Source organism: Aliterella sp. E5.1 (assembly GCF_057473825.1).
In genome coordinates, this window is the sequence record NZ_JBYCCV010000389.1 from 1 (window position 1) to 1,306 (window position 1,306).

2 pseudogenes are annotated in these 1,306 nt (G+C 45.9%); both read left to right on the forward strand.

Annotated elements, in window-relative coordinates:
- Positions 1 to 362: 362 nt before the first annotated feature.
- Positions 363 to 668: pseudogene (locus AC2VE5_RS27550) on the forward strand (DUF4258 domain-containing protein); the annotation flags it as partial.
- 420 nt (positions 669 to 1,088) lie between these two features.
- Positions 1,089 to 1,306, forward strand: a pseudogene (locus tag AC2VE5_RS27555) (Uma2 family endonuclease); the annotation flags it as partial.

Genomic DNA, 1,306 nt, shown 5'->3' on the forward strand with positions numbered 1-1,306 from the left:
GGAGCAGTCTGTTGGCTTGTGAAAGATAGGCGGGGCTTGATTAGTCTCCCGGTTTGGATTGATCGGGCAACGGGTCAAGGCAGATTTCAGCGCTTTAGCTTAGGTGAATTTGGGGAAGATTGCTGGGTCAGCGTTGAAGCACCTGCTGAGGTCAAAACGAAATCGAAATCCTGATAGTTTTTACCCATAGATGCCGTAAGGCGTTGAGCACATCGAGTCGCTGATTCTCCGCTGGGATGAGGAGGAGTTCCTCAACCCTAGATGCCGTAAGGCGTTGAGCATTGCATCGCTTCCCCCTCAAACTCCACAACTACACTAGAAGATAGATAGGCATAATCTACTCATTTGCCAAGCCAATATTAATGAAACCCCCCGACCAGACTTGCAAACAACTGGTAGCCGGACAATATGAATTTAGCAGACATGCCTTTCGGCGAGCCATCGAACGCAATATTAGCGACACAGAAATCCGACAAGCAGGGCAAAGTGCGATCGTCATTGAAGATTATCCTGAGGATAAGTATTCACCTAGTTGTTTACTTTTGGGTTTTACCGAAGCAGATAGGGCATTACATATTCAGGTTTCTCTAGCAGATTCAGAGTTAACGCAAATTATTACGCTCTATCAACCAGACCCAACTAAATGGTCAAGCGACTTTAAAAGGAGACTGCTATCACTCAGTGCCGTGTTTGCGGTTCCCAAGATTTTCATGAGGGCTTCATCAATGAGATTTTTAACATTGATGGAAAGTTTCAGCTTGTTGAAAATATTCCTGCCAAGATTTGTTCCCGTTGCAGTGAGCCGATCTTTAGTCGAGGAACGACCGAAAGAGTCCGGGAGCTTTTACATCAAGATTTGCAACCAGCGCGGTCAATTCAGGTTGGGGTCTACGCTTTCAGCTAAATACACTTGGCTCAAATAGATGCCGTAAGACGTTGAGCATATCCTAGTCTGGGACAAACTCGTATTAGGACAGAGGTTGGACAGATGAGTATCGCCGAACTATCAAGCAACTTCAGCCATCAAGGCTGCCGGATTAAAGACCTGGTTCCGATCCTAGAGTGACACCTCAATTGAGGAAAAAGCCATGAGCAATCTGCAAATCGAACTGCCAGCGGATATCTGGACTCCGGCCACCTGGGAGGAGTATCTAAAAGCAGTCGAAGATACTGACTGTAAAAAGATAAGGAGCTACTACTACCACGGACATATGAGGCTTGAAATGTTGCCTGTTGGATCTGATCATGCGGCGGACCATGTGATCCTGATTCTTGCGATCAATTTATTTTCTATTCTCAATAACCT